At 61.7% G+C, this 23,401-nt stretch carries 22 protein-coding genes; 8 read left to right on the top strand and 14 right to left on the bottom strand.

Annotated features, from left to right (window positions below):
* Positions 1 to 97: 97 nt before the first annotated feature.
* Positions 98 to 457: an osmotically-inducible lipoprotein OsmE gene (osmE, locus tag KU43P_RS02810; RefSeq protein ID WP_016395215.1), complete on the top strand. Its 360-nt coding sequence runs from the start codon at positions 98 to 100 to the stop codon at positions 455 to 457.
* 30 nt (positions 458 to 487) lie between these two features.
* On the top strand, positions 488 to 1,018 hold the full coding sequence (locus KU43P_RS02805) for a bacterioferritin (protein ID WP_317660974.1): 531 nt from the start codon (positions 488 to 490) through the stop codon (positions 1,016 to 1,018).
* 93 nt (positions 1,019 to 1,111) lie between these two features.
* Here the strand turns inward: KU43P_RS02805 and KU43P_RS02800 are convergent, their stop codons facing one another.
* On the bottom strand, positions 1,112 to 3,178 hold the full coding sequence (locus tag KU43P_RS02800) for an AsmA family protein (protein ID WP_317660973.1): 2,067 nt from the start codon (positions 3,176 to 3,178) through the stop codon (positions 1,112 to 1,114).
* 343 nt (positions 3,179 to 3,521) lie between these two features.
* On the opposite strand from KU43P_RS02800, the gene KU43P_RS02795 reads away from it, so the two are divergent.
* The 3 genes from KU43P_RS02795 to KU43P_RS02785 all read left to right on the top strand — a co-directional run bounded on the left by KU43P_RS02795 (position 3,522) and on the right by KU43P_RS02785 (position 5,877).
* The gene (locus KU43P_RS02795; RefSeq protein ID WP_317660971.1) at positions 3,522 to 3,974 is read left to right on the top strand and encodes a phage infection protein; all 453 of its coding nucleotides are present in this window, start codon (positions 3,522 to 3,524) and stop codon (positions 3,972 to 3,974) included.
* Positions 3,975 to 4,096: 122 nt separating this feature from the next.
* Positions 4,097 to 4,729, top strand: a complete 633-nt coding sequence (locus KU43P_RS02790; RefSeq protein ID WP_317660970.1) for a TetR family transcriptional regulator — start codon at positions 4,097 to 4,099, stop codon at positions 4,727 to 4,729.
* Positions 4,730 to 4,779: 50 nt separating this feature from the next.
* Entirely contained in the window at positions 4,780 to 5,877 is a 1,098-nt protein-coding gene (locus KU43P_RS02785) for an AGE family epimerase/isomerase (RefSeq protein ID WP_317660969.1), read from the top strand.
* Between the two features lie 98 nt (positions 5,878 to 5,975).
* Here the strand turns inward: KU43P_RS02785 and KU43P_RS02780 are convergent, their stop codons facing one another.
* From KU43P_RS02780 to KU43P_RS02755, 6 genes are all read right to left on the bottom strand, one after another.
* Complete coding sequence (locus KU43P_RS02780) at positions 5,976 to 6,743, bottom strand: SDR family oxidoreductase (RefSeq protein WP_317660968.1); 768 nt, start codon at positions 6,741 to 6,743, stop codon at positions 5,976 to 5,978.
* Between the two features lie 663 nt (positions 6,744 to 7,406).
* Entirely contained in the window at positions 7,407 to 8,123 is a 717-nt protein-coding gene (locus KU43P_RS02775; RefSeq protein ID WP_317660966.1) for an ABC transporter ATP-binding protein, read from the bottom strand.
* On the bottom strand, positions 8,120 to 8,995 hold the full coding sequence (locus tag KU43P_RS02770) for an ATP-binding cassette domain-containing protein (RefSeq protein WP_008089577.1): 876 nt from the start codon (positions 8,993 to 8,995) through the stop codon (positions 8,120 to 8,122). The genes KU43P_RS02775 and KU43P_RS02770 overlap by 4 nt, the downstream gene beginning before the upstream one ends.
* A complete protein-coding gene (gene livM / locus KU43P_RS02765; protein ID WP_317660965.1) occupies positions 8,992 to 10,293 on the bottom strand; it encodes a high-affinity branched-chain amino acid ABC transporter permease LivM in 1,302 nt (433 codons plus the stop codon). Before livM ends, KU43P_RS02770 begins: the two co-directional genes overlap by 4 nt.
* Positions 10,294 to 10,295: 2 nt before the next feature.
* Positions 10,296 to 11,210, bottom strand: coding sequence for an ABC transporter permease subunit (locus tag KU43P_RS02760; RefSeq protein ID WP_233689493.1), 915 nt, complete (start codon positions 11,208 to 11,210; stop codon positions 10,296 to 10,298).
* Between the two features lie 156 nt (positions 11,211 to 11,366).
* The gene (locus tag KU43P_RS02755; protein WP_317660963.1) at positions 11,367 to 12,503 is read right to left on the bottom strand and encodes a branched-chain amino acid ABC transporter substrate-binding protein; all 1,137 of its coding nucleotides are present in this window, start codon (positions 12,501 to 12,503) and stop codon (positions 11,367 to 11,369) included.
* A 510-nt stretch (positions 12,504 to 13,013) separates the two neighbouring features.
* Here KU43P_RS02755 and pncB point away from each other — a divergent pair.
* Positions 13,014 to 14,219 (top strand): nicotinate phosphoribosyltransferase, encoded by a 1,206-nt coding sequence (gene pncB, locus KU43P_RS02750; protein WP_317660962.1) that lies wholly within the window; start codon positions 13,014 to 13,016, stop codon positions 14,217 to 14,219.
* A 3-nt stretch (positions 14,220 to 14,222) separates the two neighbouring features.
* Entirely contained in the window at positions 14,223 to 15,050 is an 828-nt protein-coding gene (nadE, locus tag KU43P_RS02745) for an ammonia-dependent NAD(+) synthetase (protein WP_317660961.1), read from the top strand.
* Positions 15,051 to 15,093: 43 nt separating this feature from the next.
* On the opposite strand, the gene azu is transcribed toward nadE, so the two are convergent.
* Positions 15,094 to 15,540, bottom strand: a complete 447-nt coding sequence (gene azu / locus KU43P_RS02740) for an azurin (RefSeq protein ID WP_317660960.1) — start codon at positions 15,538 to 15,540, stop codon at positions 15,094 to 15,096.
* A gap of 350 nt (positions 15,541 to 15,890) precedes the next feature.
* On the opposite strand from azu, the gene KU43P_RS02735 reads away from it, so the two are divergent.
* Positions 15,891 to 16,478, top strand: a complete 588-nt coding sequence (locus KU43P_RS02735; RefSeq protein WP_317660959.1) for a TIGR00730 family Rossman fold protein — start codon at positions 15,891 to 15,893, stop codon at positions 16,476 to 16,478.
* Positions 16,479 to 17,165: 687 nt separating this feature from the next.
* Here KU43P_RS02735 and KU43P_RS02730 read toward each other — a convergent pair.
* The 6 genes from KU43P_RS02730 to rpsF all read right to left on the bottom strand — a co-directional run bounded on the left by KU43P_RS02730 (position 17,166) and on the right by rpsF (position 23,213).
* Positions 17,166 to 19,466, bottom strand: a complete 2,301-nt coding sequence (locus KU43P_RS02730; RefSeq protein ID WP_317660958.1) for a YgiQ family radical SAM protein — start codon at positions 19,464 to 19,466, stop codon at positions 17,166 to 17,168.
* 187 nt (positions 19,467 to 19,653) lie between these two features.
* A complete protein-coding gene (dnaB, locus tag KU43P_RS02725; protein WP_317660957.1) occupies positions 19,654 to 21,051 on the bottom strand; it encodes a replicative DNA helicase in 1,398 nt (465 codons plus the stop codon).
* 113 nt (positions 21,052 to 21,164) lie between these two features.
* Entirely contained in the window at positions 21,165 to 21,611 is a 447-nt protein-coding gene (gene rplI, locus KU43P_RS02720) for a 50S ribosomal protein L9 (protein WP_008101037.1), read from the bottom strand.
* A 20-nt stretch (positions 21,612 to 21,631) separates the two neighbouring features.
* The gene (locus KU43P_RS02715) at positions 21,632 to 22,495 is read right to left on the bottom strand and encodes a hypothetical protein (RefSeq protein WP_317660956.1); all 864 of its coding nucleotides are present in this window, start codon (positions 22,493 to 22,495) and stop codon (positions 21,632 to 21,634) included.
* A gap of 33 nt (positions 22,496 to 22,528) precedes the next feature.
* Positions 22,529 to 22,759, bottom strand: a complete 231-nt coding sequence (gene rpsR, locus KU43P_RS02710; protein WP_003249563.1) for a 30S ribosomal protein S18 — start codon at positions 22,757 to 22,759, stop codon at positions 22,529 to 22,531.
* Between the two features lie 28 nt (positions 22,760 to 22,787).
* Positions 22,788 to 23,213: a 30S ribosomal protein S6 gene (gene rpsF / locus KU43P_RS02705; protein ID WP_003249557.1), complete on the bottom strand. Its 426-nt coding sequence runs from the start codon at positions 23,211 to 23,213 to the stop codon at positions 22,788 to 22,790.
* Between the last annotated feature and the right edge of the window lie 188 nt (positions 23,214 to 23,401).

The raw sequence follows: 23,401 nt of genomic DNA, 5'->3' as shown, positions 1-23,401 counted from the left end.
GGCCCACACTACAGCGGCGTTGATGACCATCGCAATCGAACTCCTGACGCGCGCTGCGGTTCCAAACCAGAACAGACCCTGTGCAAGGAGCGGGACCATGTACAAGCAGACCCTGGCAATCCTTTTGGCAAGCGCCACCCTGGCCGCCTGCGGCAGCCGCCCGGAAAACCCGGTCGACTACGTCACCTATCGCGACGAACCACTGGTCAAGCAGGTGGAAAACGGCATGACCATGCAGAAGGTCATCGCGATCGGCGGCAGCCCGTCCAATGTCATCGACTTGCCGCACGGGGGCACCTGCAACGACTACATCCTCAACCGCGACGGCCAGCAACAGCCCTATTACGTGCGTTTCGACGCCACCGGCCATGTCGATGCCAAGGGCTTCAAGACATGCAAGCAACGAGAAGAGGACAGCGAAGCCGTAAAGGACGCCAAAGCCTCCGTCACACCTTGACCCACCGTCCTGATCTGTTTGGAGACAACCATGAGCAACGTTGAACTGACCGATGTGCAAACCCTGCGCAAGCGTGCCCGCCAGCATGTGGAACAAGGGGCCGTGACCGAGGGTTACCAGGCTGATAGAAAGGAAATCCTGCGCCTGCTGAACGAATCGCTGGCCACCGAGCTGGTCTGCGTGTTGCGCTACAAGCGCCACTACTTCATGGCCAGCGGGATCAAGGCGAGTGTCGCGGCCGAGGAGTTCCTCGAGCATGCCACCCAGGAAGCCGAGCACGCCGACAAGCTGGCCGAACGCATCGTGCAGCTGGGGGGTGAGCCTGACTTCAACCCGGACAACCTGACCAAGAACTCCCACGCCCAGTATGTGGCAGGCAGTACGCTGAAGGAGATGGTACTGGAGGACCTGGTGGCCGAGCGCATCGCAATCGACAGCTACCGGGAGATCATCCAGTACATCGGCGATACCGACCCGACTACGCGGCGTATCTTCGAAGACATCCTGGCGCAGGAAGAAGAGCACGCGGACGATATGTCCGATCTGCTGCAGGGGTTGTAATCGCTAAGGGCTGCTTAGCAGCCCAATCGCCGGCAAGCCGGCTCCCACACGAAATATGCGCGGGAGCCGGCTTGCCGGCGATTGGCTGCAACGCTATTTCTTGCCTTTCACCGCAGCCGGCGCCTTGCCGGCTTTCATCTGTTGCAGCAACGGCGTGCACTGATTGGGCTCATCACCGCTGCTGGGTGCCACCAGCGCCAGCAACCCCGCCGCCGGCCCCGCCACCACTCCCAACGCCACCATCCCTGCCCCGCGCAAGGCCAGCGGCACCGCCTGCACCCCCGCGCTCGGCTTGGCGAACGGCCCACGCACATACAGCGGCGAGCGCAGCGAGAACAACCGCAGGCCTTTGGATTCCGGGCTGATCTTCAAGTCCAGCTGCTCACTGGCGAAGTTGGCCGTGCCGTTGATGTAGATGATCGCGTTCTCGGTGTCGAAGATGAACAGGCGCGTGGTCGCCAACCCATCCTTGATCCCGACATCGGCCGCTGCGCAGTTGATCTTCACGTCCTCGTCGCCAAACAGCTTGCCGACCACATAGTTGCCAACGTTGAGCCCGGCGATCTCCATCAGGCTGCGGCTGATCGCGCCATCGTTGATCAGCATGCGCAGGTCGCCGTTGGCCGTGCCCAGCAACGCCGCTACCGAGTTGCCGCGGCCGCTGATGTCGGCATCGCCGTTGAGTTCGCCAAAGCTGGTTTGCATGGGCGCAAAGGTGGGGAACAGCTGCTTGAGCTTGAAGCCACGCGCAGTCAGTTGGGCACGCCCCTGCAGCGGCACGCTGCGCCCGTCCAGGCGAATGTTCGAGGCCAGGTTGCCGCCCGCCACGCCGAAGCGCAGCGGCTCAAGGCGCAACAAGCCGTCGTCGAGAATCACGTGGGCAGACAAATCATTGAACGGCAGCTGTTCGCTGTGGACGATGCGCTTGCCGGCGAAGGTGACATCGGCATCCATGGCCCGCCAGCGTTCAGTGCGGAACTCTTCCACCGGCAGCACCTTGGCGGCGGGCTGCTTGCTGGCACCGCCACGGGCCTTCTGCTCGGCATTGGAGTCGGCGCCGATCAGCGGCGCCAGGTCCTTGAACAGTAATTGATTGGAGACCAGCTTGCCGGTGAGCTTGGGCCGCGGCTGGCTGGCGACGAACGCCAGGTCGCCGTGGATATCACTGTCGCCGATCTTGCCGTTGAAGCCCTGGTAATTGAAGGTCGCACCCTCGGCAGCCTGCAGGTTGGCCGTGAGGTGGCCATCGGTTTCATAGGCAGGGGTGTCGGGCAGGGTCACGCCGGTCAGCGGGTAGAGGTTGCCCAGGCTGGCACCCGACAACCGCAGGCGCAAGTCGAGGGCGCCCAGGTTGCGCGGGTCGGTCAGGGTGCCGGCGAGTATCACGTGGGTATCGGCGATGCGCACATCGGCCTGCAACGGGAACGGCTGGCTGGCATCCTGCAGCGCCAGCAAGCCACCGATCTTGCCTGTACCCGTGACTGGCTGGTCCTTGTAACGGCCCTTGGCCTTCAGCCCAAAGGCATAGTCCTGAGCGCCGCCAGCCTTTTCCGCGCTGGCCTTGCCGACGATATCGCTGAACGGGATCGGCTTGCCCAACGGGTCGATCTGCACCTTCATATTGGTTTTCAGCGTCTGGTCATCAAAGCTGACGTTGCCTTGGTCGAAGCCAATTGCACCAATGTCCAGCTGCCATTTTGACGGCTCTGCGTTTTCGTCCTTGGGGCCGAAGTCGAAGGTCCAGTTGGCCCGGCCATCGGCCAGGCGAGTCAGGCTAGCCGTAGGTTTGACCAGGTCGATGCGCGGGATGACGATCTGCTGGAACACCAGTGGCAGTGGCGCAAGGCGAAACTCGACGCGCTCCAGGCCGACCATCTGCGGCTCCTTGAGCCAGTCGGGGTTGCCCAGGGTCAGGTTCTCGGCAGTGAAGCGGGGCCAGGGCACCCAGGCGCGCCAGCCGCCCTCCTCGGGTTCGGTGCGCCAGTGAACGGCGAGGTTGCCATTGATTGCGAAGGGACGGTGCAGCGCCTCGGAAACCTTTTCGTTGAGCAGCGGCTTGATACGGTTCCAGTCGAAGGTGGCGATCACCAGGATCAATATCGCCAGCAGGGTCAGCAGGGTGGTGAGGGTCCAGACGAGGATTCTGGCGGGACGCGTCATTGCGTGGTTCTCCTGACGACATGGCTCAAAGCGGGGCACAGCGATGGCACTCAATATCTCGGACTGATGAAAACCCGTGGGGTTTTATCGGTGGCGTCCATGATAGCGAAGTTTTTCCGGGGGACTGCCTCGGCTATTGGTCATGGTTCGGTTGATGGGAGCGCTGCAAAAGCCACAGCAAATAGCCACTATCCACTCCACAAGTAGCGTAATAGAGCCGTTGCAAAGGTCTATCAATACGGTCGATTGTTACCATTACCCGTATGAACTTCTCTCTGGTGCCCCCGGGCGTAGCATTGGCTCCGTACCCACTTTCCCGCCCCACCCGAGGAGCACCGAGATCATGAAACGCACCCTGCTTACCCTGACCCTGTCTGTCCTGGCTGCCAATGCCTTCGCTGTGCCTGCTGCCGACCAGCACCTGACCGCCGAATCGCGCTCCAGCGCCGCAGAAATCGCCCAACCGCTGAAAACCGTTGCCGAAGGCGGCTCGGATCGGCTGATAGAACGCAGTGGCCGTGTCGCCGAAGGCGGTTCGGATCGCCTGATCGAACGCAGTGGCCGTGTCGCCGAGGGTGGCTCGGATCGCCTGATCGAACGCAGTGGCCGTGTCGCCGAAGGTGGCTCGGATCGCCTGATCGAACGCAGTGGCCGTGTCGCCGAAGGTGGCTCGGATCGCCTGATCGAACGCAGTGGCCGTGTCGCCGAGGGTGGCTCGGATCGCCTGATCGAACGCAGTGGCCGTGTCGCCGAAGGTGGCTCGGATCGCCTGGTTGAAATCAGCCATGTGAGCTGACCGCCATGGCCGAAAACAACAACCTGCATCAGAGTGCCTGCTCCCCTCCCAGCCCGGTCCATTGACCGGGCTTCGTTTTTTTATCTAGAGTGCCCAGCCTCACCGTCTCAGAATTCCCTGCCATGCTGCCGCGCGCCGAACAGAAGCAACAGACCCGCCAGGCCCTGCTCGATGCTGCCTGCCAGCTCATGGAGAGTGGTCGCGGCTTCGGCAGCATCAGCCTGCGCGAAGTGGCCAAGGCGGCAGGTATCGTGCCCACAGGCTTCTACCGGCACTTCCCCGACATGGATGCCCTGGGCCTGGCGCTGGTCGCCGAAGTTGACGCCACCTTTCGTCATACCATCCGCCTGGTGCGGCAGAACGAGTTCGAACTCGGCGGTATAACCGACGCCTCGGTACGCATCTTCCTCGATGTGGTGGCCGCCCACCGTGCGCAGTTCCTGTTCCTGGCGCGCGAACAGTACGGTGGCTCGCAAGCGGTGCGCCAGGCGATTGCACGCTTGCGCCAGGGCATCAGCGACGACTTGGCCACCGACCTTGCGCGCATGAAGCGCTGGCAGCATCTGGACAACGCTGCACTGGCAGTGATGGCCGACCTGGTGGTGAAGACCGTGTTCGCCACCTTGCCCGAATTGATCGACAGCCCTGAACAGGGTTATCCACAGGCGTTGACGGCGCAGGAAAAGATCACCCAGCAGCTGCGCTTCATCTTCGTCGGCGCACGGCATTGGCAGGGGCTGGGTAATCCGGGCTGAGCCAGAGTTCTGCTACCATGGCGCACTGCCTGACCATGACGAGCGCTTTCATGCCCAACGCCTGCCCCCTTCAGCCCGAACTGGCCCGCTTCAACCAGCACTTCGCCGATCGCATCGTGCCGCTGTGGCTAGGCCCAGGCTGGAACGCCGACATGGCCCTGCCCTACGAAGCCCTTGACGCTCAGCACCAGCCACTGCCCGTCCAGCGCTACCGGGCCATGGCCTGTGCTCGCCAGCTCTACCTGTTCAGCAGCCGTATCGAGCAACCCGGTGCCGCAGAGCGCGCCGCCGCCCTGTTCCGCTCGTTGCAGCGGCATTTCCATGATGCCGAGAACGGCGGCTGGTTCTACAGCATCGACGCTGAAGGCAAGCCCCTGGACCGACGCAAGGACCTTTACACCCACGCCTTCATCGTCTTCGCCTGCGCCCATTACTGGGGCAAGGTACAAGAAGGGCTGGTGGAGTCTGCGCTCAATGCTGCCCTGGAGATCGTTGCCGAACAGTTCGCCCGCGATGACGGCCTGTACGAGGCCAGCCTGGGTGAAGACTGGTCCGACCTGGGCAGCGGCCCCTTGCAAAACCCGCAGATGCACTTGGCCGAGGCGTTCCTGCAGGTGCTCGCCGTGCGTGAAGATGAGAACGTGCAGCACGACCTGCTGCAACTGTGCGAGGCGCTGCAAACGCACTTCATCGAGCCGCAGTACGGGCTAATGCTGGAAAAGCCAAGGGGTGCTGTGGATAACTGGTTCGAACCGGGGCATCAGTTCGAATGGTTCTACCTGTTGGAGACTTCGCCGCTGTTGCGTGGTACGCCGCTGCACGCGTCCATCGAGCGCGCCTTTGGCTATGCCGAGCAGTGCGGGGTGAAGGACACGGCGGTGCTGGCCATGCTGGACGTGGATGGCAAGGTCATCGATGCGACCCAGCGGATTTGGGCACAGGCGGAGTATCTGCGGGCGCTGGCGTTGCGTGCTGATCACGATACCAGGTTGATCGAACAGTTACAGGCGATGAACAGGCGATTCCTGCGGGAGGCTGGCTGGTATGAGTGCCTGGACAGCGAAGGTGCTGTCAGCCGACATGATATGCCTTCGACCACCCCTTACCACTTGGCGACCTGCCTGGAAGGGTTGCAGCGCCTGAACTGACGCTATCGCCGGCAAGCCGGCTCCCACACCATTATTCACAGCCCTTGAGGCCTGTGCTGTACCTGTGGGAGCCGGCTTGCCGGCGATCGGGCCGTAAGTCAGCCTTTGGCCGAACGGTCGATCGAGAACCCTGCCCAGTCCTGGCTCACCGGCATCAGCTCCAGGCTGTTGATGTTGATGTGTGCCGGCTGGTTGAGGATCCAGAAAATGGTCTCGGCGATATCCTGCGGCTGGATCGGCTCGGCGCCAGCATAGGTGGCGTCATACTTGGCCTGGTCACCGCCAAATCGCACCAGCGAAAACTCGCTCTCGCACAGGCCCGGCTCGATATTGCTGACGCGCACACCGGTGCCACGCAGGTCACAACGCAGGCTCAGCGAGAACTGACCGACGAAGGCCTTGGTGCCGCCATACACATTGCTGCCCGGGTACGGGTAGTTGCCCGCCACGGAACCCACATTGAGGATCGACGCGCCGCGACCGTGGGCGATCAGGCGTGGCAGCAGCAGGCGGGTGGTGTACATCAGGCCCTTGATGTTGGTGTCGACCATGGTTTCCCAATCGTCGAGGCTGCAGTTCTGCGCTGCATCCACACCCAGTGCCAGGCCTGCGTTATTGACCAGGCCGCGCAGCTTGTCGAAGCCGGCTGGCAGGGTGGCGATCGCCTGTTCCATGGCCTTGCGGTCGCGCACATCGAGGACCAGGCCATGCACTTCAGTCTTGGCCGACAGCTCGGCGCACAGGGCATCCAGACGGTCCTTGCGGCGCCCGGTGAGTACCAGCTTCCAGCCGGCGTCGGCGAAACGGCGGGCGGTGGCCTCGCCAAAACCGGAAGTCGCGCCAGTGATGAATACGGTGGACGTCATGCTCTGTTCCTCGCTGTGGATAGTCATCGGCAGGCTTTGCAGCATGCCTCTGGTTGGCCCCGGCAGCAAGGTTTCAAAGCAGCTGGTCATTTTTTGTACATAGTCGCGAAAGCCCTGCTACAGAGCGGTTGGCGCCAGCTATACGCATGTTATCCACAAGCCTTTCCCCACGGATTGGGGGCAACTTGTCCTACCAGCGGAACCCTTTCAGCGAACGGCGGTCGCTGACGAGCTGTTCGGTGATGGCGCAACGCTTTCAAGCATGCCGTCTGCAGCGGTCTGTCCAAGGGTTGCTCACAGACTTATCCACAGGCATTCCACGAATTCAGGGCATATCAGATCTGTGGAAAAAAACCTGTTCAATCATCCACAAAGCCTCTCTGTTCAAAAAATGAACAGATGCTCGAAAGCCTTGAAATCAGAGAGTTTGAGCGAGGTGCCACCATGTTTTCCACAGGCGGTTCCACATTATCCGTGGAAAACATACCACCTGTGGAAACAAGGGCTTGTGAAGGGTTTGTAGTGCGCTTCGAGAAAGATATGCGACAAGTTGTCCACATGTGCGGCCCAATCGCCGGCAAGCCGGCTCCCACAGGTTAAGCATCGCCCTTTGTGGGAGCCGGCTTGCCGGCGATTGGGCTGCGCAGCAGCCCCTAACTGTCGTCAATGCCCGCCCAGGTACGCGTTACGCACTTCTTCGTTCACCAACAGTTCCTGCCCGGTGCCGGTCATGCGGATCTGGCCGTTGACCATCACATACGCCCGGTCAGACAACTTCAGTGCATGGTTGGCGTTCTGCTCCACCAGGAAGATGGTCATCCCCGTTTTGGCCAGTTCACGCAGGGTCGCGAAGATCTGCTTGACCACGATAGGCGCAAGCCCCAACGAGGGCTCGTCGAGCAGCAGCAGCTTGGGCCGGCTCATCAACGCCCGGGCAATGGCGAGCATTTGCTGCTCGCCACCGGACATGGTCATCGCTCGCTGGTTGCGCCGCTCCTTCAAGCGCGGAAACAGCTCGAACATGCGCTGCATGTCTTCACTGGCATGCTTGTCGCCGATGGGGATGGTACCCATCATCAAATTTTCCTCGACCGTCATGTCGGGGAACACTCGGCGCCCTTCCGGGGACTGGGCGATGCCGTTGGAGGCGATGTAGTGCGACGACTTGCGGGTGATGTCGGTGCCACGATAGACAATGTGCCCGGACGCCGCACGCGGCTGGCCGAAGATCGACATCAGCAAGGTCGACTTGCCGGCTCCGTTGGCGCCGATCAGGCTGACCGTCTCGCCTTCGTTGATGTGCATCGAGACTTTCTTCAGGGCCTGGATGGGCCCGTAGAACACGTCCAGTTCCTTCAGTTCGAGAATGGGTGCACTCATACCAGTTCCTCTTCGTCGGCACCCAAATAGGCGGCGATCACCGTCGGGTTGTGGCGAATATCCTGTGGCGCGCCTTCGGCGATCACGTTGCCGTGGTCAAGCACGACGATATGGTCCGAGATGCTCATGACCATGCCCATGTCATGTTCGATCAGCACCACGGTGATGTCGTGTTCGTCGCGCAGCACACGGATCATACGGCTCAGCGCCTCGGTCTCCTGCGGGTTGAGGCCGGCAGCCGGCTCGTCCAGGCAGATGATCTTCGGGCGCGTGCACATGGCCCGGGCGATTTCCAGGCGGCGCTGTTGGCCATAGGACAACTCGCCAGCCAGCCGGTTGGCGCAGTCGACCAAGTCGACCACTTCCAGCCAATAGAATGCGTGGTCCAGGGCATCGCTTTCGGCCTTGCGGTAGGCCTTGGTGTTGAGCACACCGGCCAGCAGGTTGCGGTTGACCCACATGTGCTGGGCCACCAGCAGGTTTTCCACCACCGACATTTCCTTGAACAGGCGAATGTTCTGGAACGTCCGCGCCAGGCCTGCGCGGTTCACCAGGTGGGTACCACCGAACATCTTGTAGTACAGGCGATTGGCAAACTTCGCCGGCGACACGAAATCGGTGGCCTGGAAGCGCTCGCCCAGCAACTGAATAACGTTGGTATGGCTACCGCGCACGTTCAGCTCGATACGCCCGCCGCTGGCCTTGTAGAAACCGGTGAGGCAGTTGAACACAGTGGTCTTGCCGGCGCCGTTGGGGCCGATCAAGGCAAAGATCTGGTTGCGCTTGACCTTGAGGCTGACATCGCTGAGCGCCTTGATGCCACCGAACTGCATCATCAGGTTGTCGACCGAGAGAATGATTTCGTCGCTCATGGCGCCACTCCTTTACGCGGGACCACACCGGTACGGCTGATGCGGATCAGCCCACGCGGTCGCCAGATCATCATCAGCACCATCAGCACGCCGAACAGCAGTACGCGGTATTCGGAGAAGCTGCGCAGCAGCTCAGGCGCCACGGTCAACACGAAGGCGGCGATCACCACCCCCACGGTCGACCCCATGCCGCCGAGCACGACGATGGCCAGGATCAGCGCCGACTCGAAGAAGGTGAACGACGACGGGTTGACGAAACCCTGGTAGGTGGCGAAGAACACCCCGGCCAGACCTGCAGTGGAAGCGCCCAGGGTGAAGGCCGAGAGCTTGACCAGCACATGGTTCAGGCCCATCGAGCGGCAGGCGATCTCATCTTCGCGCAGCGCTTCCCAGGCACGCCCGACTGGCATGCGGGTCAACCGGTGCTTGATATACAGCACGGCCAGTACCACCAGGAACAGCACCGCGTAGATGAACACGAACTTCAGGTTGGCGTTGTAATCGATGCCCAGAAACTCATGAATCGGCACCCCACCGTCCTTGGCCCGACGGCCGAACTCCAGGCCGAAGAAGGTCGGCGCCGGCGCCGGCATGCCGTTCGGGCCACCGGTGAACGACAGCCAGTTGTTCAGCACCAGGCGGATGATCTCGCCAAAGCCCAGGGTCACGATCGCCAAGTAGTCACCGTGCATGCGCAACACCGGGAAGCCGAGGATGCACCCCGCCAGCGCTGCGGCGATGGCCGCCAGCGGCAGCACGCTCCAGAAGCCCAGCCCGAGGTACTGGTAGCCCAGCGCCAGGCCGTAGGCGCCGATGGCGTAGAACGCCACGTATCCCAGATCGAGCAGGCCCGCAAGGCCGACCACGATGTTCAGGCCCAGGCCCAGCAGCACGTAGATCAGGCCGAGGATGACCACGGTCAGCAGGTACTTGTTGGCAAAGATCGGGAAGACGATCGCGATCACGATCAGCGCCGGGATGATGTAGCGCAGGCGCGACTTGTAGTCAGGGGCGTTGACATGCACCCCCGAACCACCGTTGTCGAAGCCTTCGAGCATGCGCCGCCCGGGGGCGGTCTGCACGTACAGGCTGAGCAGGAATCGCCCGAGCATCACCCCGCCGACCAGCCAGGCCACCCGGCGCGGCTCGGCATTGAAGGTGTAGCCGTCGAGCACCACGCCGACGATCGGGCCAAACACGATGAGGGCCAGCAGGCCCGCGACAATCGTCTCGAGCAAACTGCGTTTGATATCGAAACCCTTGGTTTCGGAGGCAGAGGCAATCTTGGCAATCGACATGTTCACACCTTAGCCACGAGCGGGCGACCCAACAGGCCTTGTGGGCGGAAGATAAGGATCATCACCAGCAGCGAAAAGCTGAATACGTCCTTGTAGTCGGAGTTGATCAGACCTGAGAACAACGACTCGGAGATGCCCAGGATGATCCCGCCGAGCATGGCGCCAGGCAGCGAGCCGATGCCGCCGAGCACCGCGGCGGTGAATGCCTTGATGCCGATGATGAAGCCGGCATAGAAGTCGAAGGTGCCGTAGTTCATGGTGATCAGCACGCCCGCCAGCGCAGCCATCACCGCACCGATGACGAACACGTAGGAGATCACCCGGTCGGTGTTGATGCCGAGGATCGAGGCCATCTTGCGATCTTGCTGGGTGGCGCGGCACATGCGGCCAAGCTTGGTGTACTTGATCACATAGGTGAGCAGGCCCATGCCGACGAACGCGGCAATCAGGATGAAGATCTTGGTGTAGGTCAGTTGCACGAAGCCGCTGCCCACTTCGACGCGCAGGGCGCCTTCGAGCAGGGTTGGCACGCCTTGCTGGCGGGCGCCCTGGCTGATCTGCGCGTAGTTCTGCAGGATCAGCGAGATGCCGATGGCACTGATCAGCGGTGCCAGGCGGGTGGAGTTGCGCAGGGGTTTGTAGGCGATGCGCTCGATGGTGAAGCCATAGACGCCCGTGACGACGACGGTGAACAACAGCGTACCCAGCATCAGTAGCGGGAACGATTCGACGCCGAAATAGGCCAGCAATGCCAGACTGATTGCCGCGAGGTACGCGGAAATCATATACACCTCGCCGTGCGCGAAGTTGATCATGCCGATGATGCCATAGACCATTGTGTAGCCGATGGCGATCAAGCCATAGACCGACCCGAGGGTCAGGCCGTTGACCAGTTGCTGCAGGAAAATACCATCCATAACGCAATCTCACCTGATTGAGATTGCACGAGCGCCGACCACGGCGGGCCGCCGATGCAGCGGCCCTCGCAGCGCAGAACTGTGCAGATCTACGGATAAAGACAGGTACCGCGGGGCTGCGGCCCGGGCGTCATGCGCCCAGGCCGGTCGCCGTTGTTATTTTTGTTTTTCCAGCTGGTGGTACTTGCCGTCCTTGTCCCACTGGTAGACCACGTAGTCGGAGACGGTCAGGTCGCCCTTGCTGTCCCACTTCTTCTCGCCCATGACGGTCTGCACCGGGTTGGCCTTGAGCCACTTGGCAGCGTCTTCGCCCTTGTTCGACTTGGCGCCGTTGAACGCGGCGGCCAGCGCCTGGACGGAGGCATAGGCGTACAGGGTGTAGCCTTCAGGCTCGGTACCGGCCTTGCGGAACTCTTCCACCACGGCCTTGCTGTCGGGCAGCAGGCGCGGGTCGGCGCCGAAGGTCATGTACACGCCCTCGACGTATTGCTTGCCGCCTGCAGTGGCCACCAGTTCGTCGGTGACGATGCCGTCATCGGACATGAACTTGACGTCCTTCAGGCCCTGCTCGCGCAGCTGGCGTACCAGCGGGCCGGCTTCCGGGTGCAGGCCGCCGAAGTAGACGACGTCGGCACCGGCGGCGCGGATCTTGGTGACCACGGCGCTGAAGTCTTTCTCGCCGCGGGTCAGGCCTTCGTACAGCACAGGCTTCACGCCGCGTTTTTCCAGCTGCGCCTTGGTCGCGTCGGCCAGGCCCTGGCCATAGGTGTCCTTGTCGTGCAGCACCGCGACCTTCTTGCCTTTGAGCACGTCGACGATGTAATCGCCGGCGACGATGCCTTGCTGGTCGTCACGGCCGCACATGCGGAACATGGCGCTCAGGCCGCGCTCGGTCACTGCTGGGTTGGTCGAGCCCGGGGTAATGGCGATGATGCCCGCTTCGTCATACACCTCGGACGCCGGAATGGTGTTGGAAGAACAGAAGTGACCCACTACGCCGATGACCTTGTCCTGGTCGGCCAGACGGTTGGCCACCGCTACGGCCTGCTTGGGCTCGCAGGCATCGTCACCTGCAACCAGCTTGATCTGCTCGCCGTTGATGCCGCCATTCTTGTTGATGACATCGGCCGCTGCCTGCGCACCTTTCATGTACTGCTCGCCAAACGCTGCGTTGGCCCCGGTCATGGGACCAGCGACGCCGATCTTGACGTCGGCCTGAACAAACGAAGAAACACCCAGTGCCGTAGCCACGGCAAGTGCCAGGAAACCTTTCTTGTAAAACGTCTGCGACATGAGGTGGTGCTCCTAGAGTTTTTTTGGTTGGCACTACAACTTCTCAGCCCTGTGCTCCGAGCAAGGGCCGTGCCATCAATTTTGTCTTCCGGGAAAACACACTGGGCAGGAGGCAAGCAGGCGACCGGCGGCCTTTCCATTATTGAGCGTGCAACCGTCTGCCTCGCAGCAGGCGCCACCACTCGTACAGACAAGGAGCAACCAACAGGTGCCATCATTGCAACCCTGGCAAGTGTTTACGTGCAACCGCCCTGTAACCGCACACCGTCACCGAAGTGCACACCGCTGGTGCGCGACTGCTACAGGGGGCACCGTTTGAAGGCTAGCTGGTGCACGGAAAAAAACCTGTTTTGCCTGGACTGGCCCCATCGCCGGCAAGCCGACTCCCACAGGGTTACCACAATGCCCAACTGTGGGAGCCGGCTTGCCGGCGATGGGGCCGTTACTGACACAACAAAACTGAAAAGACTGGCACAATGGCCGCCATTCACCGCTTCTGGAGCCCCATCGATGAGCGAGAGCGCATTCGCCGAGCGCATCGTGCACAACCTGCTCGACACCGACTTTTACAAGCTCACCATGATGCAGGCCGTGCTGCACAACTACCCGGACGCCGACGTGGAATGGGAGTTCCGCTGTCGCAACGGCGAGGACCTGCGCCCGTACCTTGACGAGATCCGCCACCAGCTCGAACTGCTCAGCGACCTCACCCTGGATGATGGCCAGCTGGCCTTCCTCGAACGCATCAGCTTCCTCAAGCCCGATTTCCTGCGCTTTCTGCGCCTGTTCCGCTTCAACCTGCGCTATGTGCAACTGGGCATCGAGCACGACCAACTGTGCCTGCGCCTGCGCGGCCCCTGGCTGCATGTGATCCTGTTCGAAGTACCGCTGCTGGCCCTCATCAGCGAGGTGCGCAACCGCCACCTGCACCCGCACATGCGCCTTTGCGAGGCGCGCGACCAGCTGCACCGCAAGTTCGACTGGTTGCGCGCCCACGCCAGCGAAGACGAACTGGCCGAACTGCAAGTGGCCGACTTCGGCACCCGCCGTCGCTTCTCCAGCCGTGTACAGGCCGAAGTGGTAAAGGTGCTGCGCGACGATTTCCCAGGCCGTTTTGTCGGCACCAGCAACGTCGACCTGGCATGGAAACTGGATATCAAGCCTCTGGGCACCATGGCCCACGAGTGGTTCATGGCTCACCAGCAGCTCGGCCCGCGGCTGATCGACAGCCAGATCGCCGCCCTCGACTGCTGGGTACGCGAATACCGCGGCCTGCTCGGTATCGCCCTGACCGACTGCATCACCATGGATGCCTTCCTGCGCGATTTCGACTTGTACTTCGCCAAGCTGTTCGACGGCCTGCGCCACGATTCGGGCGAACCGGTGGCCTGGGCGGAAAAGGCCATCGCCCATTACCAGAAGCTGGGCATCGACCCGATGACCAAGACCTTGGTGTTCTCCGATGGCCTGAACCTGACCCGTTCGCTGGAAATCTTCCGTGCCTTGCGCGGGCGCATCAACGTCAGTTTCGGCATTGGTACTAACCTGACGTGCGACATACCGGGTGTGGCACCGATGAACATCGTGCTTAAAATGACCGACTGCAACGGCTCGCCGGTGGCCAAGATCTCGGATGAGGCCGCCAAGACCCAGTGCCGCGACGCCAACTTCGTCGCCTACATGCGTCATGTATTCAAAGTCCCCAGCAAGGAGTAACCCATGCAAGCCGTTCAGCAAGAGATTGCCCAGGCGCTCAAGGTGCAGCCGCCGTTTGCCGACGCCGCCGCGCTCGACGCCGAAGTCGCCCGGCGCGTGGCGTTCATCAAGGGCTGCCTGGCCAACGCCCGGCTCAAGACCCTGGTGCTGGGCATCAGCGGTGGCGTCGACTCGCTGACTGCCGCCCTGCTCGCCCAGCGCGCCATCAACGAACTGCGCACCGAGACGGGCGACAAGGCCTATACCTTCATCGCCGTACGCCTGCCGTACCAGGTGCAGCATGACGAGCACGACGCCCAGGCCTGCCTGGACGTGATCAAGGCCGATGAAGTGCACACGGTCGATATCGCACCGGCGGTGCGCGCGCTGGCGAAGGAAGTGAAGGCACTGGAAGGTGGCTCGCCGACTCTGGTGGACTTCGTCGTCGGCAACGTCAAGGCGCGCACGCGCATGGTGGCGCAGTACACCATCGCCGGTGCTCGTGCCGGCCTGGTAATCGGCACCGACCATGCTGCCGAGGCAGTGATGGGCTTCTTTACCAAGTTCGGTGACGGTGCGTGCGACCTGGCGCCACTCAGTGGCCTGGTGAAGAACCAGGTACGGGCGATTGCGCGCAGCTTCGGCGCGCCGGAGTCACTGGTGGAGAAGGTGCCGACTGCGGACCTTGAAGACCTGGAGCCGGGCAAGCCGGACGAGGCCTCGCATGGGGTGACCTACCAGCAGATCGATGCGTTCCTGCATGGGCAGCCGGTCGATCAGGAAGCGTTCGACATCATCGTGTCGACTTACCGCAAGACCCAGCACAAGCGCGAACTGCCGTTCGCCCCGTGAAAACAACCGGGGCCGCTAGGCGGCCCCGGTCTTCACTGCATGCTTACTTGAGGGTAACAGTGCCTTTCATCATCGAGATGTGGCCAGGGAACGAGCAGAAGAAGCCGTACTTCTGATCAGCCGCCAGCTTGGACACATCGAAAGTCAGCTTGTCTGTCTCACCAGCGCCAATGATCTTGGTATGAGCGATGACGCGCTCATCACCGTCCTTCAGGTAGTTCTTGTCAATCCCTGCTGCCAGACCGTCTGTAGCGATCGGCTGCATGTCAGCTTCCTTGCTGATGACCACGTTGTGCCCCATGACATTCTTCGGCAGGTTGCCGGAGTGAGTCAGGTTGACGGTGAATTCCTTGCAGCTCTTGTCGACGACAATGTCCTTGGTGTTGAAGGACATCTGGTCAGTCGAGTCGACAGTCACCGAACACTCGGCTGCGAAGACAGAAGCGCTGGCGAGGGTCAGCAGGGATACCGCTACAGCTTTCGCAAACATCATGAATCTCCTTGGCAGGGTTTTATCAATTGCGAGACTGCCTGAAACCGTTTCACCCCTGGCTGATATGAGTCAAGAAGGGTGTCAAGTGGCCAGGCAGTAGAATTGTTCAATGGATTGTATACAACCAATCTAAGAGCACATCATGCCCTTTTACTAGACGATGGGACAACCTCTCATTTAGGAGCAAAGCCCATGTCCCTGTCGAATTTCATGAACAGCCTGCTCGCAGCCTACGCCCACGGCGCCACCGGCGCGAGCTGCGAATTCTCCCGCCCGGAGTGAAAGCAGCCTTGGAAGCGACAGGCCTGCGCCGTACTCTGTCACGCTAAGTGATTGGAGATTGTCAAATGCCTGTACGTTCCGTTTGTGTGTTCTGCGGCGCCAGCATCGGCGCCAACCCAGCTTACCGCGAAGCGGCGGTTGCTCTTGGCCAGGCCATCGCCCGCCGTGGCCTGACCCTGGTCTACGGTGGCGGCGCGGTCGGCCTGATGGGCACCGTGGCTGACGCGGCCATGGCGGCCGGTGGCGAAGTGATCGGAATCATTCCCGAGAGCCTGATGAACGCCGAGATCGGCCACAAGGGCTTGACCCGCCTGGAAGTGGTCGACGGCATGCACGCGCGCAAGGCACGCATGGCTGAACTGAGCGACGCCTTCATCGCCCTGCCGGGTGGGTTGGGTACGCTGGAAGAACTGTTCGAGGTCTGGACCTGGGGGCAACTGGGCTATCACGCCAAGCCGCTGGGGCTGCTCGATGTGAACGGGTTCTATGAAAAGCTTGGCGGGTTCCTCGACCATATCGTCGAAGAAGGTTTCGTGCGGCCGCAGCATCGGGCGATGTTGCTGCTGGAGCAGCGAGCGGATGCCCTGCTGGATGGGATGGAGCAGTTTGTCTCGCCAGTGCTGCCCAAGTGGGTCGACAAGCAGCCTGATTGATCCAGGGGCCGCGTTGCGGCCCAATCGCTGGCAAGCCAGCTCCTACAGGTACAGCGCAAGCCTTGGGTTCGGCGTATCCCCTGTAGGAGCTGGCTTGCCAGCTCCTACGGGTACAGCGCAAGCCTTGGGTTCGGCGTATCCCCTGTAGGAGCTGGCTTGCCAGCTCCTACAGGTACAGCGCAAGCCTTGGGTTCGGCGTATCCCCTGCGGGAGCTGGCTTGCCAGCTCCTACAGGTACAGCGCAAGCCTTGGGTTCGGCGTATCCCCTGCAGGAGCTGGTTTGCCAGCTCCTACGGGTACAGCGCAAGCCTTGGGTTCGGCGTATCCCCTGTGGGAGCTGGCTTGCCAGCTCCTACAGGTACAGCGCAAGCCTTGGGTTCGGCGTATCCCCTGCGGGAGCTGGCTTGCCAGCTCCTACAGGTACAGCGCAAGCCTTGGGTTCGGCGTATCCCCTGCGGGAGCTGGCTTGCCAGCTCCTACAGGTACAGCGCAAGCCTTGGGTTCGGCGTATCCCCTGCGGGAGCTGGCTTGCCAGCTCCTACAGGTACAGCGCAAGCCTTGGGTTCGGCGTATCCCCTGCAGGAGCTGGCTTGCCAGCTCCTACGGGTACAGCGCAAGCCTTGGGTTCGGCGTATCCCCTGTGGGAGCTGGCTTGCCAGCGATTGGGCTGCAAGGCAGCCCTTGAAATCAGCGCGGAATAACAGGCTGACGCGGTTTCTTGCCCTTGCCGCCACCCTTGGCCGCTTCCTTGCGCTCCTTGGCAGCCTGCTGATTGCGGGCGAATGCCTCGGCCTTGGCCTTCTCACGCTTGTCCCACGGCTTGCTGCCATCGCTTCCACGCGGTGGCAGGCCGGTGTGCTGGGTAAGCACCTTCTGCTCCTTGGCCACTTTGTGGCTGCCCGCTGGCGTCGAGTTCTTGCGCCGCGCACTCTGGTAGCTGTCGGTCTGCGGCTGGTGCAGCGGAATCAACTGGTGCTTGCCCGGCCCGATCAGGTCGGCGCGGCCCATGCGCTGCAGCGCCTCACGCAGCATCGGCCAGCCCTTCGGATCGTGATAACGCAGGAACGCCTTGTGCAAGCGGCGCTGCTCCTCGCTCTTGACGATCTCCACGCCCTCGCTCTTGTAGGTGACCTTGCGCAGCGGGTTCTTGCCCGAGTGGTACATGGCCGTGGCTGAAGCCATGGGCGATGGGTAGAACGCCTGCACCTGATCGGCGCGGAAGCCGTTGCCCTTGAGCCACAGGGCCAGGTTCATCATGTCTTCATCGGTAGTGCCAGGGTGGGCAGCAATGAAGTACGGAATCAGGTACTGCTCCTTGCCCGCCTCTTTCGAGAACTTCTCGAACATGCGCTTGAAGCGGTCATAGCTGCCGATACCCGGCTTCATCATCTTGTCCAGCGGGCCACGCTCGGTGTGCTCCGGGGCAATCTTCAGGTAGCCGCCAACGTGGTGGGTCACCAGCTCCTTGACGTACTCCGGCGATTCCACCGCCAGGTCGTAGCGCAAGCCCGAGGCGATCAGGATCTTCTTCACACCCGGCAAGGCACGGGCCTTGCGGTACAGCTCGATCAGCGAGCTGTGGTCGGTGTTGAGGTTTTCGCAGATGCCCGGGAACACGCACGACGGCTTGCGGCAGTGCTTCTCGATCTCGGGGCTCTTGCAGGCGATGCGGTACATGTTGGCAGTCGGGCCTCCAAGGTCGGAGACCACGCCGGTGAAGCCCGGCACCTTGTCGCGCATTTCCTCGATCTCGTGCAGGATCGACTCATGGGAGCGGTTCTGGATGATGCGGCCTTCGTGCTCGGTGATCGAGCAGAAGGTGCAACCACCGAAGCAGCCACGCATGATGTTGACCGAGAAGCGGATCATCTCGTAGGCCGGGATGCGCTCCTTGCCATAGGCCGGGTGCGGCACACGGGCGTAAGGCATGCCGAACACATAGTCCATTTCCTCGGTGCTCATCGGAATGGGTGGCGGGTTGAACCACACATCCACTTCGCCGTGCTTCTGCACCAGGGCGCGGGCGTTGCCTGGGTTGGTTTCCAGGTGCAGCACGCGGTTGGCGTGGGCGTAGAGCACGGGGTCGTTGCGCACTTTCTCGAACGATGGCAAGCGAATGACCGATTTCTCGCGCGTCACGGCCGGGCTATCCAGAATCTGCACGACCTTGGCCTCGTTCGGATCCTCCTGGTCGCCCTTGGCCTGCTCGATGGCGCAGGCCTGGGTGTCCTGGGTATTCACGTACGGGTTGATGATCTTGTCGACGCGGCCCGGGCGGTCGATGCGGGTGGAGTCGATCTCGTACCAGCCCTGCGGCGTATCCCGGCGCACGAACGCAGTGCCGCGCACGTCGGTGATGGTTTCGATCTTCTCGCCATTGGACAGGCGCTGGGCCACCTCGACCACCGCGCGCTCGGCGTTGCCGAACAGCAAGATGTCGGCACTGGCGTCGATCAGGATCGAGTGACGAACCTTGTCTTGCCAGTAGTCGTAGTGGGCGATGCGGCGCAGCGACGCCTCGATGCCACCGAGCACGATCGGCACGTGCTTGTAGGCTTCCTTGCAACGCTGGCTGTACACCAGGCTGGCGCGATCCGGACGGCTGCCGGCCAGCCCGCCTGGGGTATAGGCGTCGTCGGAGCGCATCTTCTTGTCTGCGGTGTAGCGGTTGATCATCGAGTCCATGTTGCCGGCCGCGACGCCGAAGAACAGGTTCGGCTCGCCGAGCTTCATGAAGTCGTCTTTCGACTGCCAGTTCGGCTGGGCGATGATGCCTACACGAAAGCCCTGGGCTTCCAGCAGGCGGCCGATGATGGCCATGCCGAACGACGGATGGTCGACGTAGGCGTCACCGGTCACGATGATGATGTCGCAGGAATCCCAGCCGAGCAGATCCATTTCCTGCCTGCTCATCGGCAGGAAAGGTGCTGGTCCGAAGCATTCGGCCCAGTACTTGGGATAGTCGTAGAGAGGTTTGGCTGCTTGCATGTCAGTGACCGGTTCTGTTGTGCAGGGAAATCGCGGGCGCGAAATATAGCACAAAATTTGACCAAATCCGACGACAGAGGTCGGATTCATGTGAAGCTGCTACTGGCCCCAACGCCGGCAAGCCGGCTCCCACAGGTTCACCACAGGCCTTTGTGGGATCCGGCTTGCCGGCGATGGGGGCGGCGACTTACTCGTCGTCGTCGAAGTTGTACATGCCCGGCGCGAGGTTCTCGAAGCGGGTGTACTTGCCGATGAACGCCAGGCGGACGAAGCCGATGGGGCCGTTACGCTGTTTGCCGATGATGATTTCGGCCACGCCCTTGTGCTCGGTCTCCGGGTGGTACACCTCGTCCCGGTACACGAACATGATCACGTCGGCGTCCTGCTCGATCGCACCGGATTCCCGCAAGTCGGAGTTCACCGGGCGCTTGTTCGGCCGCTGTTCCAGGGAACGGTTGAGCTGCGACAGGGCGATCACCGGGCAGTTGAATTCCTTGGCCAGGGCCTTGAGCGAGCGGGAGATCTCGGAAATCTCGTTGGTGCGGTTGTCACCGGCCGAGCCCGGGATCTGCATCAGCTGCAGGTAGTCGACCATGATCATGGCGATTTCGCCGTGCTCGCGCGCCAGGCGACGGGTGCGCGCACGCATTTCCGAAGGGCTGATGCCGGCGGTATCGTCGATGAACAGCTTGCGGTCGTTGAGCAGGTTGACCGCCGAGGTCAGACGCGGCCAATCATCATCATCGAGCTGGCCGGAACGCACCTTGGTCTGGTCGATACGCCCCAGCGACGAGAGCATACGCATGATCAGCGATTCGCCTGGCATCTCGAGGGAGAACACCAGTACCGCCTTGTCGGTGCGCAGCACGGCGTTTTCCACCAGGTTCATGGCGAAGGTGGTCTTGCCCATCGACGGACGGCCGGCGACGATGATCAGGTCGGCTGCCTGCAGGCCGCTGGTCTTCTCGTCAAGGTCGGTAAAGCCGGTGGATACACCGGTGATGTCGCTGTCGGAATTGAACAGCGTGTCGATACGGTCGATGGCCATGGTCAACAGCTCGTTGACCCCCACCGGGCCGCCGGTCTTCGGCCGCGCCTCGGCGATCTGGAAGATCTGCCGTTCGGCGTCGTCGAGGATCTCTTCGGCGTTGCGCCCTTGTGGATTGAAGGCGTTATCGGCGATGTCAGTACTGATGCTGATCAGCTGACGCAGAGTGGCACGCTCGCGAATGATCGCGGCATAGGCCTTGATGTTGGCCACCGATGGCGTGTTCTTGGCCAGCTCGGCCAGATAGGCCAGGCCGCCGACCTGGGTCGACAGGCCTTCCTTGTCCAACTGTTCGTGCAGGGTCACCACGTCGAACGGTTGGTTCGCGTCCGCCAGCTTGTGCACGGCGCGGAAGATCAGGCGGTGGTCATGCCGGTAGAAGTCACCATCCGACACCTGGTCCAGCACCCGCTCCCAGGCGTTGTTGTCCAGCATCAGGCCACCGAGTACGGCCTGTTCGGCCTCGATGGAATGCGGCGGCACCTTCAGGGCTGCAGTTTGCAGGTCGAGTTGTTCGGGGTTGGTAATCTCGTTCATGGCCACGAAAGAATTCTGGAGGATGAAAAAGACAAAGGGCACGGCCTGTCGAAAACAGGACCGTGCCCGATGTTAACCGGCTAACCCGCAAGGGGCCAGCCAGTCAGCGCAGCTTAGGCAGCTACGACGACCACACGTACAGTGGCTTCAACGTCGCTGTGCAGGTGCACGGCTACGTCGTATTCGCCAACTTGACGGATGGTGCCGTTCGGCAGACGAACTTCAGCCTTGGCCACTTCAACGCCGGAGGCGGTCAGGGCGTCAGCGATGTCGTGGGTGCCGATCGAACCGAACAGCTTGCCTTCGTCGCCAGCGGTGGCAGTGATGGTCACTTCCAGCTCGGCCAGTTGGGCAGCGCGGCTTTCAGCCGAAGCTTTACGGTCAGCAGCTGCTTTTTCCAGCTCGGCGCGACGCTCTTCGAACGCAGCCAGGTTGGCGGCGTTGGCAACGGTGGCCTTGCCGAATGGCAGCAGGAAGTTACGGCCGTAACCAGCCTTAACCTTAACTTTGTCGCCCAGGTTGCCCAGGTTAGCGACTTTTTCCAGCAGGATCAGTTCCATTTGGTAAAACCTCTTAACTTTTAACCTTCACCGTTCGCGGAGTCTTCCCCCGGGGGGGACTTGCGACCGCGAAAATCAATCAGGCTGTCGACAATGGCCAAGACCATCAGTAACGGATAAATCAGCTGCATGATCAGCGGCAACGTCACGTACATGCCTACCAGCCAGAACCCGGCCAGTCGCCCCTGTGCCACCAGCCCGTGCATCAAGGCGATGCCGGCCAGGACCAGTACCAGGCTCGATGCCGATGCCAGGATGATGAAATGCGGCCCGATGAACGGAGCCACCACCATCACTGCCACCAAGACCGCCATGGTCTGTTTCGGCAACTTCAGTGCGCGAAATTCGCGACCGAAGCCTCCAGGGTTGTACAACACTGCCTGCCAGTAGCGCGCCAGCACCAGGGCCAGCACACTGAACAATTGCACCGTCACTGCTGTGGAAGCGACCAGCACAGGGCGGATCAGCTCACCGGAGAGCACCGGCTGCCCTTCGACTTTCGGCATGACATCGGCAAACGCCTTGGCCAGCACATCGAAGGTCTGTGCCAGCGCCACATCGAGCACGTGGCTGAAAACCACGGCGAATACGGCACTGACAACCAACACCCGGCTCCAGGGATGCTCAGCACGCAACATGGCGGCCAGGCTCAGGGCACCCGCAGTCACCAGGAAGGTGATGGGATCGCCCATGAACCACACGGCCAGCCCGGCCAGCAGGCCGCCGGCGATGACCGTTGAAGCATCCTTGAAACCACGCCGCAGCAGCACGAGGCTGCCAGCAGCGGCACTCAACCAGAACAGCAGCGGCAGTACCGCGCTGATGACCACCACCAGGGTGGCCTGCACACGACCGCGCATGATGAAACTTGCTAACGCTCGCATGCTAATCCCTTACTGCTTGTCGACGACCCGGTCTCAGCGGCCGTGGCTGTCGGTGTAGGGCAGCAGGGCCAGGAAGCGGGCGCGCTTGATAGCGGTAGCCAGCTGACGCTGATAACGAGCTTTGGTACCGGTGATACGGCTTGGAACGATCTTGCCGGTTTCGGATACGTAAGCTTTCAGGGTGTTGAGATCTTTGAAGTCGATCTCTTTCACGTCTTCAGCAGTGAAGCGGCAGAATTTACGACGACGGAAGAAACGTGCCATTTAATAGGCTCCTCTAAAGGTCCGTGGATTACTCGTCAGCGTTATCGCTGGAGTCGCTGTCATTGCTGTCGTCGCCTTCGGCGGAGTCAGCATGCTCAGGACGCTCACGACGCTCACGGCGCTCGCTGCGGTTCTCTTCAGCCTTCAGCATCTCGGACTGGCCGGTAACGGCTTCGTCGCGACGGATGACCAGGTTACGGATAACGGCATCGTTGTAGCGGAAGTTGTCTTCCAGCTCGGCCAGGGCCTTGCCGGTGCACTCAACGTTCAGCATCACGTAGTGAGCCTTGTGAACATTGTTGATTGCGTAGGCCAGTTGACGACGGCCCCAGTCTTCCAGGCGGTGGATCTTGCCGCCGTCTTCTTCGATCAGCTTGGTGTAACGCTCAACCATGCCGCCGACTTGCTCGCTCTGGTCCGGGTGAACCAGGAAGATGATTTCGTAATGACGCATGAATGCTCCTTACGGGTTAGTAGTCTGCCAGGATATCTAGTCAGACAAGGAGTGAATGACACTGTGTGTCTTGCCATGGAGGGGAGGCACATGCGCGCCTGCCAGCTCGGCAAGGGGCGCAATTGTAGAGAAGGCGGGGCACACAAGCAAGGTGATTGGCGATTATTTGAACAGCCGGAAACACTTTC

Source organism: Pseudomonas sp. KU43P, from assembly GCF_033095865.1.
GTDB lineage: Bacteria > Pseudomonadota > Gammaproteobacteria > Pseudomonadales > Pseudomonadaceae > Aquipseudomonas.
This window is presented reverse-complemented; position numbering and strand designations above follow the sequence as displayed.

What these genes read in the sequence shown, in the direction of transcription:
- KU43P_RS02795 (WP_317660971.1), top strand. Translation starts at nt 3,522, where the DNA reads ATGAAACGCACCCTGCTTACCCTGACCCTGTCTGTCCTGGCTGCCAAT.
- KU43P_RS02775 (WP_317660966.1), bottom strand. Translation starts at nt 8,123, where the DNA reads ATGAGTGCACCCATTCTCGAACTGAAGGAACTGGACGTGTTCTACGGG.
- KU43P_RS02735 (WP_317660959.1), top strand. Translation starts at nt 15,891, where the DNA reads ATGCCTGTACGTTCCGTTTGTGTGTTCTGCGGCGCCAGCATCGGCGCC.
- rpsF (WP_003249557.1), bottom strand. Translation starts at nt 23,213, where the DNA reads ATGCGTCATTACGAAATCATCTTCCTGGTTCACCCGGACCAGAGCGAG.
- KU43P_RS02785 (WP_317660969.1), top strand. Translation starts at nt 4,780, where the DNA reads ATGCCCAACGCCTGCCCCCTTCAGCCCGAACTGGCCCGCTTCAACCAG.
- KU43P_RS02790 (WP_317660970.1), top strand. Translation starts at nt 4,097, where the DNA reads ATGCTGCCGCGCGCCGAACAGAAGCAACAGACCCGCCAGGCCCTGCTC.
- KU43P_RS02800 (WP_317660973.1), bottom strand. Translation starts at nt 3,178, where the DNA reads ATGACGCGTCCCGCCAGAATCCTCGTCTGGACCCTCACCACCCTGCTG.
- KU43P_RS02760 (WP_233689493.1), bottom strand. Translation starts at nt 11,210, where the DNA reads ATGGATGGTATTTTCCTGCAGCAACTGGTCAACGGCCTGACCCTCGGG.
- dnaB (WP_317660957.1), bottom strand. Translation starts at nt 21,051, where the DNA reads ATGAACGAGATTACCAACCCCGAACAACTCGACCTGCAAACTGCAGCC.
- KU43P_RS02770 (WP_008089577.1), bottom strand. Translation starts at nt 8,995, where the DNA reads ATGAGCGACGAAATCATTCTCTCGGTCGACAACCTGATGATGCAGTTC.
- KU43P_RS02715 (WP_317660956.1), bottom strand. Translation starts at nt 22,495, where the DNA reads ATGCGAGCGTTAGCAAGTTTCATCATGCGCGGTCGTGTGCAGGCCACC.
- KU43P_RS02805 (WP_317660974.1), top strand. Translation starts at nt 488, where the DNA reads ATGAGCAACGTTGAACTGACCGATGTGCAAACCCTGCGCAAGCGTGCC.
- azu (WP_317660960.1), bottom strand. Translation starts at nt 15,540, where the DNA reads ATGTTTGCGAAAGCTGTAGCGGTATCCCTGCTGACCCTCGCCAGCGCT.
- pncB (WP_317660962.1), top strand. Translation starts at nt 13,014, where the DNA reads ATGAGCGAGAGCGCATTCGCCGAGCGCATCGTGCACAACCTGCTCGAC.
- rplI (WP_008101037.1), bottom strand. Translation starts at nt 21,611, where the DNA reads ATGGAACTGATCCTGCTGGAAAAAGTCGCTAACCTGGGCAACCTGGGC.
- osmE (WP_016395215.1), top strand. Translation starts at nt 98, where the DNA reads ATGTACAAGCAGACCCTGGCAATCCTTTTGGCAAGCGCCACCCTGGCC.
- rpsR (WP_003249563.1), bottom strand. Translation starts at nt 22,759, where the DNA reads ATGGCACGTTTCTTCCGTCGTCGTAAATTCTGCCGCTTCACTGCTGAA.
- livM (WP_317660965.1), bottom strand. Translation starts at nt 10,293, where the DNA reads ATGTCGATTGCCAAGATTGCCTCTGCCTCCGAAACCAAGGGTTTCGAT.
- nadE (WP_317660961.1), top strand. Translation starts at nt 14,223, where the DNA reads ATGCAAGCCGTTCAGCAAGAGATTGCCCAGGCGCTCAAGGTGCAGCCG.
- KU43P_RS02755 (WP_317660963.1), bottom strand. Translation starts at nt 12,503, where the DNA reads ATGTCGCAGACGTTTTACAAGAAAGGTTTCCTGGCACTTGCCGTGGCT.
- KU43P_RS02780 (WP_317660968.1), bottom strand. Translation starts at nt 6,743, where the DNA reads ATGACGTCCACCGTATTCATCACTGGCGCGACTTCCGGTTTTGGCGAG.
- KU43P_RS02730 (WP_317660958.1), bottom strand. Translation starts at nt 19,466, where the DNA reads ATGCAAGCAGCCAAACCTCTCTACGACTATCCCAAGTACTGGGCCGAA.